Source organism: Actinoalloteichus spitiensis RMV-1378, assembly GCF_000239155.1.
GTDB classification, from domain to species: domain Bacteria; phylum Actinomycetota; class Actinomycetes; order Mycobacteriales; family Pseudonocardiaceae; genus Actinoalloteichus_B; species Actinoalloteichus_B spitiensis.
In genome coordinates this window covers 1-7,837 of the sequence record NZ_AGVX02000621.1, presented here as the reverse complement: position 1 = coordinate 7,837, position 7,837 = coordinate 1, and the positions used below count along the sequence as shown (strand labels likewise).

1 protein-coding gene is annotated in these 7,837 nt (G+C 76.8%); it reads left to right on the top strand.

Translation table 11 applies throughout. The features are described from left to right. On the top strand, window positions 1-7,837 hold a 7,837-nt coding region (locus ACTIDRAF_RS0222825), incomplete at both ends, for a type I polyketide synthase (RefSeq protein ID WP_016701026.1).

Here is a 7,837-nt window from a genome sequence, read left to right as displayed (position 1 = left end):
GGACCGCCCCGACCGGGCTCCGGCTGTGCCTGACCGCCGGCGCCGTCGGGGGAGCCGAGCTGCCGGCCCGCGTCGAGGCCCGGTTCGGCGTGCCGCTGATCGACAGCTACGGCACCACCGAGACCTGCGGTCCCATCACCACGAACTGGCCCGGCGGCACCCGGGTCCCCGGGTCCTGCGGGCTGCCCGTGCCCGGCCTGTCGGTGCGGCTGGTCGACCCGGACACCCTGGCCGACGTGCCCGTCGGCCAGGACGGGGAGGTGTGGGTACGCGGCCCCAACGTCATGGCCGGGTACCACGGGGACCCCGGGGCCACCGCGGCCGCGCTGCCCGACGGCTGGTACCGCACCGGCGACCTGGCCCGCCGCGACGACCACGGCTACCTGACCGTCACCGGCCGCATCTCCGAACTCATCATCCGAGGTGGGGAGAACATCCACCCCGCCGAGGTGGAACAGGTGCTGCTGGGCGCCCCCGGCGTCCTCGACGCCGCCGTGGGCCCCGCGCCCGACCCCCGGCTCGGGGAGGTGCCCGTCGCCTACCTCGTCGGCCGGGACGACCTCGACCCCGAGGAGGTCCTCCGCGTCTGCCGGGAGAAGCTCGCCGGGTTCCGGGTACCCGCCCAGCTGCGCGGGGTCGACTCCCTGCCCAGGACAGCCGCCGGCAAGGTGACCCGGCACCTGCTGGCCGAGCGGCCGTGGCGGCTGCTCGCGGAAGTCCCGACCACCTCCGAGGCGCCCCAGGCCCGAGCCGACGCGGACCGCGCGGCCAGCCTCCGGGCCAGCCTGGCCCCGTTGTCCCGCCGGGAACAGGACCGGTGGCTGCGCGGCCTGGTCCGGGAGGGGACCGCCGCCGCCCTCGGCGTCGACCAGACCGACGTGGTCGACGACCGGCCGTTCGGCGACCTGGGGCTGACCTCGCTCACCGCCCTCCTGGTGCGCGACGCCGTGGTGCGCCGCACCGGGGTCGAGCTGCCGGCGACCGTGGTGTTCGACCACCCGACCCCCGCCGCCGTCGCCCGCCTCCTGCGGAACCAGCTGTTCGCCACCAGCGCCACCGCCACCACCGTCGCCGAGGGGACGCGGCCCCGGCCAGCCCGGTCCCACCGAGCCGACCCGGCCGACCCGGCCGACGACCCGGTCGTCATCGTCGGCATGGGGTGCCGCCTGCCCGGCGGGGTGGACGACCCGGCCGACCTGTGGCGGCTGGTCGCCGCCGGCGTCGACGCCACCAGCGAGTTCCCCACCACCCGGGGCTGGCCCCTCCACCGGCTGCACGACCCCGACCCGGACCGGCCGGGGCGGTCCATCACCACCCGGGGCGGCTTCTGCGACGACGTCGAGGACTTCGACGCGGAACACTTCGGGATCTCCCCGCGCGAAGCCCTGGCGATGGACCCCCAACAGCGGCTGCTGCTGGAAGTGGCCTGGCGGACCCTGGAGGACGCCGGCATCGCCCCGGACTCGCTGCGCGACCGGCAGGTCGGGGTCTTCACCGGGGTCATGCGCCACGAGTACGGCGCCGGCCTCGACCCGCTGCCCCCCGAACTGGAGGGCTACCTCGACGTCGGCAAACTCGGCAGCGTCGCCTCCGGCCGCATCGCCTACACCCTGGGGTTGCGCGGACCGGCCCTCACCGTCGACACCGCCTGCTCCTCCTCCCTGGTCGCCCTGCACCTGGCCGCCCAGTCCCTGCGGGCCGGGGAGTGCGAACTGGCCCTCGCCGGCGCGGCCACGGTCATCAGCACACCCCAGTTGTTCGTCGAGTTCTCCCGGCAACGCGGACTGTCCCCCGACGGCCGCTGCCGCTCCTTCTCCGCCGACGCCGCCGGCACCGGCTGGGCCGAGGGCGCCGGCCTGCTGCTCCTCCAACGGCTGTCCGCCGCGCGGCGGGACGGCCGGGAGGTGCTGGCCGTGCTGCGCGGGTCCGCCGTCAACTCCGACGGCGCCTCCCACGGGCTCACCGTGCCCAACGGCGAGGCGCAACGCGCCGTGATCCGCCGGGCCCTCGCCGACGCCGGACTCCGACCCTCCGAGGTGGACGCCGTCGAGGCGCACGGCACCGGGACCGTGCTGGGCGACCCCATCGAGGCGCGCGCCCTCGCCGACACCTACGGCGCCGACCGGGACCACCCGCTGTGGCTGGGCTCGTTGAAGTCCAACCTCGGCCACACCCAGGCCGCCTCCGGCGTCGCCGGCGTGATCAAGGTGGTGCTGGCCCTGCGCGCCGGCCGGCTGCCCCGCACCCTCCACGTCGAACGGCCCTCCACCCACGTGGACTGGGCCTCCTCCGGGTTGGCGCTGCTCGCCGAGGAACAGCCGTGGCCCGACCACGGCCGACCCCGCCGCGCCGGGGTGTCCTCCTTCGGGATCAGCGGCACCAACGCCCACGTCGTCCTGGAACAGGCGCCCACCCCGCTCGAGGCGGCCCCCACCACGCGGACACCCCCACCGCTGGTCCCGGTGGTGCTGTCCGGCCGGGACACCGAGGCGCTGCGCGACCAGGCCGACCGCCTCACCGACCACCTGCGGCGCGGCGAGCGGGTCGACCCCAGCGACCTGGGGTTCTCCCTGGCCACCGGCCGGGCCGCCCTCGACCACCGGGGCGTGCTGCTCCTCGACGCGGACGAGGACCCGGCCTCGGCGCTGCGCGACTGGTCGCGGCGCGCCGTCACCACCCCGACCACCACGGGTGGACGCGGCGGCGGGGTCGTCCTCGTCTTCCCCGGCCAGGGCTCCCAGTGGGCGGGCATGGCGACCCGGCTGCTGGCGGTGTCCGCACCGTTCCGCGCGGAACTGACCGCCTGCGACCAGGCGCTCCGCCCCCACCTGGGCTTCTCCGCCGTCGACGTCCTCACCGGAGCCGAGGGCGCCCCGGGCCTGGACACCGTCGACGTCGTCCAACCCGTGCTGTGGGCGGTGATGGTGGCCCTGGGCCGGTTCTGGGCCTCGCTGGGGGTGCGGCCGGACGCCGTCATCGGCCACTCCCAGGGAGAACTGGCCGCCCTCTGCGTGGCCGGCGGACTCGACCTGGGCGACGCGGCCCGGATCATCGCGCTGCGCGCCCGCGCCCTGCGGGAGATCGCCGGCGACGGCGGCATGGTGTCCGTCCCGCTCTCCACCGCCGACACCGAACGCCGCCTGCCCCCGGGAACCGTCGTCGCCGCCAGCAACGGGCCCCGCTCCACCGTGGTCTCCGGGGACGCCGAGGCCCTCGACCGGCTCCTCGCCCGCTGTGGGGAGGACGGCGTCCGCGCCCGACGCATCCCCGTCGACTACGCCTCCCACTCGCCTCACATGGACGTGTTGCGGGACCGGCTCGTGGACCTGGCCGCCGACATCCGCCCCCGGTCCTGCGACACCCGCTTCTACTCGACCGTGACCGGCTCCCGCGTCGACCCCGCCGAACTGGGACCGGAGTACTGGTTCGGCAACCTTCGCCAGCCGGTGCGGTTCCAGGAAGCCGTCGAGGCCGCCCTCGCCGACGGGCACCGCGTCTTCGTCGAGTCCAGCCCGCACCCCGTGCTCACCGTCGGGCTCACCGACATCCTCGACGAGCGGGAGGTCACCGGCGTCGTCACCGGATCGCTGCGCCGCGACCACGACGACCTCACCCCCCTGCTCACCGCCGCCGCCCAGCTGTGGGCCGCCGGGGTCGACGTCGACTGGGCCTCCTGGTTCCAGGGCAGCGGTGCCCGCCGCGTCCCGCTCCCCGGGTACGCCTTCCGCCGGCAGCGGTTCTGGCTGCCCCCGGCCGGCGGCGGGACCGGTGACCTCGGTTCCGCCGGGATCACCGCCGCCGACCACCCGCTGCTGGGAGCGTCCGTCGACCTCCCCGACGCCACCGTCCACACCGCGCTGATCTCCCTCACCAGCCACCCGTGGCTCGCCGACCACGCCGTGCGCGGCACCGCGCTGGTCCCCGGCACCGCCGTGCTCGACCTGGTGGCCACCGCCGCCGCCGGGCACGGCTGCGACCGGATCGAGGAGCTGGCCCTCACCGCCCCCGTGGCCGTGGAACCCGACGTCCCGGTCACCCTCCGGTTGGTCGTCGACCAGCCCGACGCGGACGGCCGTCGCCCGGTGGCCCTGCACGCACGCGCCGGAACCGGGCCGTGGACCACCCACGCCACCGGAGCCCTCACCACCGCCGGCCCGGGACCGGCCCCGGCGGCCTGGTCGCCCGGCACGGCGGAGCCGGTCGACCTCGACGGCGTCTACGACCGGCTCGCCGACCGGGGCTACGAGTACGGTCCGCTGTTCCAGGGGCTGCGTGCGCTGTGGCGCACCGGATCGGGCCCCGGCGCGGAACTCCACGCCGAGGTCGAACTGCCCGAGGACACCGGAGGCACCTTCACCTGCCACCCCGCGCTGCTCGACGCCGTGCTCCAGGCCGTCGGCGCGAGCGGCGTCGACGTCGGCGGCGCCGGCACGCCGCTGCCGTTCAGCTTCACCGGGGTGGAACTGCGCGCCCCCACCGGCCGCGCCCTGCGGGCCCGGCTCCGCGTCCTCGACCCCAGCACCGTCGAGGTCGTCGCCGTCGACGACGCCGGCCGGCTCGTCGCGCGCGTCGACGCCCTGACCCTGCGGTCCCCGGCCGCCGCCCCGCCGCCCCTGCACCGCCTCGACCACGTGCCGGTCGACCACCCGGCCGTCACCGACGCCCGGGTCGCGGTGCTCGACGCCGACCTGACCGCCCCCGACCCGGTCCCCGTCGAGGACGCCGAATTCGTCCTGGTCCGCGCCCCCTCCGGCGAACCGGGCACCGCCACCCGCGCCGCGCTGGCCCTGGCCAAGGACTGGATCGGCCGGGACGCCACTCTCGTCGTGCTCACCCGGGGCGACGGGCCGGTGACCGGGCTGTTCCGCAGCGCCGCCACCGAGCACCCCGGTGCCTTCGCCCTCGTCGACGGCGACCCGGGCCCGGCCTGGCCCGAGGTGTTCGGGGCGCTGCGCGCCGGGGAGGCGGAACTGGCCGTGCGGGACGGCGCCGTCACCGCCGCCCGGCTGCGGCCGGCCAGCGCACCGCCACCCGCCGATCCGCCGCCGCTGCCCGTGCCCGAGGTGCCGTGGCGGTTGGCGATCGGCGGAACCGGTTCCCTCGATGACCTCACCGCGGTTCCCACGCCCCCCGCCCCCCTGCGGCCCGGCCAGGTCCGGCTCGCGGTGCGCGCCGCCGGCGTCAACTTCCGGGACGTCCTGCTCGCCCTGGGCGTGGTCGCCGTCGCCGACGACGTGCTCGGCGGCGAGGCCGCCGGCGTCGTGGTCGAGACCGCCGCCGACGTCACCCACCTCCAGCCCGGCGACCGGGTGTTCGGCGTCGTCGACGGCGCCTTCGCGCCCCAGGCCGTGGCCGATGCCAGGATGCTCGCGCCGGTCCCCGCCGGGTGGTCCTTCGCCGACGCGGCGGGCGTGCCCATCGCCCAGCTCACCGCCTACTACGGCCTGTTCGACGTCGCCGGTCTCCAACCCGGTCAGTCCGTCCTGGTCCACGCCGGGACCGGCGGCGTGGGCATGGCCGCGATCGCCCTCGCCCACCGCCGGGGCGCGGAGGTCTTCGCCACCGCCAGCCCCGACAAGTGGCCGGTGCTGCGGGAACTCGGCATCCCCGAGGACCACGTCGCCTCCTCCCGGGACACCGGGTTCGAGGAGCGGTTCCGCGCGGCCACCGGCGGCCGGGGAGTCGACGTCGTCCTCAACTCCCTCAGCGGCGAGTTCGTCGACGCCGGCCTGCGCCTGACCGCGCCCGGCGGCTGCTTCGTCGAACTCGGCAAGACCGACATCCGCGACCCCGGCACCGCACCCGGGCGCACCTACCGGGCCTTCGACCTGCTCACCGACGCCGGGCCGGAGCGGATCGGGGAGATGCTCGCCGCGCTCACCACCGACGGCCCCGGTCCGCTGCCCACCCGGTCCCGGGACATCCGGCACGCCCGCAGCACGCTGCGACTCATGGCCGCCGGCCGGCACACCGGGAAGAACGTGCTCACCGTGCCGGCACCGGTCGACCCCGGTGGCACGGCCCTGATCACCGGCGGCACCGGCGTCCTCGGGGGACTCGTCGCCCGCCACCTGGCCGCCCGGCACGGCATCCGCCGCCTCGTGCTCGTCAGCCGCAGCGGCCACGCCGCACCCGAACTGCTCGCCGACCTCGCCGAGGTCGGGGCCGAGGTGCGCGTGGTGGCCTGCGACGTCGCCGACCGACCGGCGCTGCGCGCGCTGCTGGCCACCGTGGACGACCTGAACGTGGTCGTCCACGCCGCCGGGGTCCTCGCCGACGCCACCGTGGCGAACACCGACCCCGACACCCTGCCGGCCGTGCTGGACCCGAAGATCGTGGCCGCCCGCAACCTGCACGAGCTCACCGCCCACACCGACCTCGCCGCGTTCGTGCTGTTCTCGTCCATCGCCGGCACCCTCGGCGGCGCCGGGCAGGCCGGCTACGCCGCGGCCAACGCCGCGCTCGACGCCCTCGCCGGGGAACGCCGGGCCGCCGGCCTGCCCGCGGTCTCGATCGCGTGGGGCATGTGGGCCGAGGCCAGCGGCATGACCGGCCACCTCACCGACCGCGACCGGGACCGGCTGCGGCGGGGCGGTGTCCTCCCGATGGACACCGGCGCGGCCCTCGCCCTGTTCGACGCCGCCCTCCACTCACCCGACCCGTGCGTGGTGGGCGCCGCGCTCGACCCGCACGCCGCGCGCCCCGTCCCACCCGCGTTGCGGGCCCTGGTCCGAGACCGCGCCGCCGACCGGCCCGCCCGGGGTGGCGCCGTTCGGCTCGGGGACCTACCGGCCGCCGACCGGCCGGCCGCCGCGCTCGCCCTGGTGCGCGCGGAGTCCGCCGCCGTCCTCGGCCACCCGGACCCGGCGGCCCTCGCACCGGACCGGGCCTTCTCCGAGCAGGGCTTCGACTCCCTCACCGGGGTGGAGCTGCGCAACCGCCTCCAGACGGCCACCGGGCTGCGGCTGTCCACCACCGTCGCCTTCGACCACCCCAGCCCCACGGCCCTGGCCACCCACCTGGTCACCGCGCTCGACGGGGCCCCCGCCCCGGCCCGCACCGCCACGAGGACGTCCCCGGTGGCCGAGGACGAACCGGTCGCGATCATCGGCATGAGCTGCCGGTTCCCCGGGGGCATCGCCTCACCCGAGGACCTGTGGCGGGTGGTGGACGACGAGGTCGACGTCGTCGGCCCGTTCCCCACCGACCGGGGTTGGGACCTCGCCGGCCTGTTCGACGAGGACCCGGAGCGGACCGGCACCAGTTACGTCCGGTCCGGGGCGTTCCTCGACGACGTCGCCGGGTTCGACGCGGCGTTCTTCGGGATCTCCCCCCGGGAGGCGACCGCGATGGACCCGCAGCAGCGGCTGCTGCTGGAACTGGCCTGGGAGGTCTTCGAGGACGCCGGCATCGACCCGACCGCGCTGCGCGGCCAGCCGGTGGCCGTCTACGCGGGACAGATCCACCACGACTACGTCGGCCGGTTGCGCACCGTCCCCGGGGAACTGGAGGGCTACCTGGGCCACGGCACCGCCGGCAGCGTCGCCTCCGGCCGCATCGCCTACACCTTCGGCCTGGAGGGCCCCGCCGTCACCGTGGACACCGCCTGCTCGTCCTCCCTGGTCACCCTGCACCTGGCCGTGCGGGCCCTGCGGGCCGGCGAGTGCGACCTGGCGCTGGCCGGCGGCGCGTCCGTGATGTCCTCACCCACCCCGTTCGTGGAGTTCTCCCGGCAGCGGGGCCTGGCCCCCGACGGGCGGTGCAAACCCTTCGCCGCCGCCGCCGACGGCACCGGCTGGTCCGAGGGCGCCGGCCTGCTGCTCGTGGAACGCCTTTC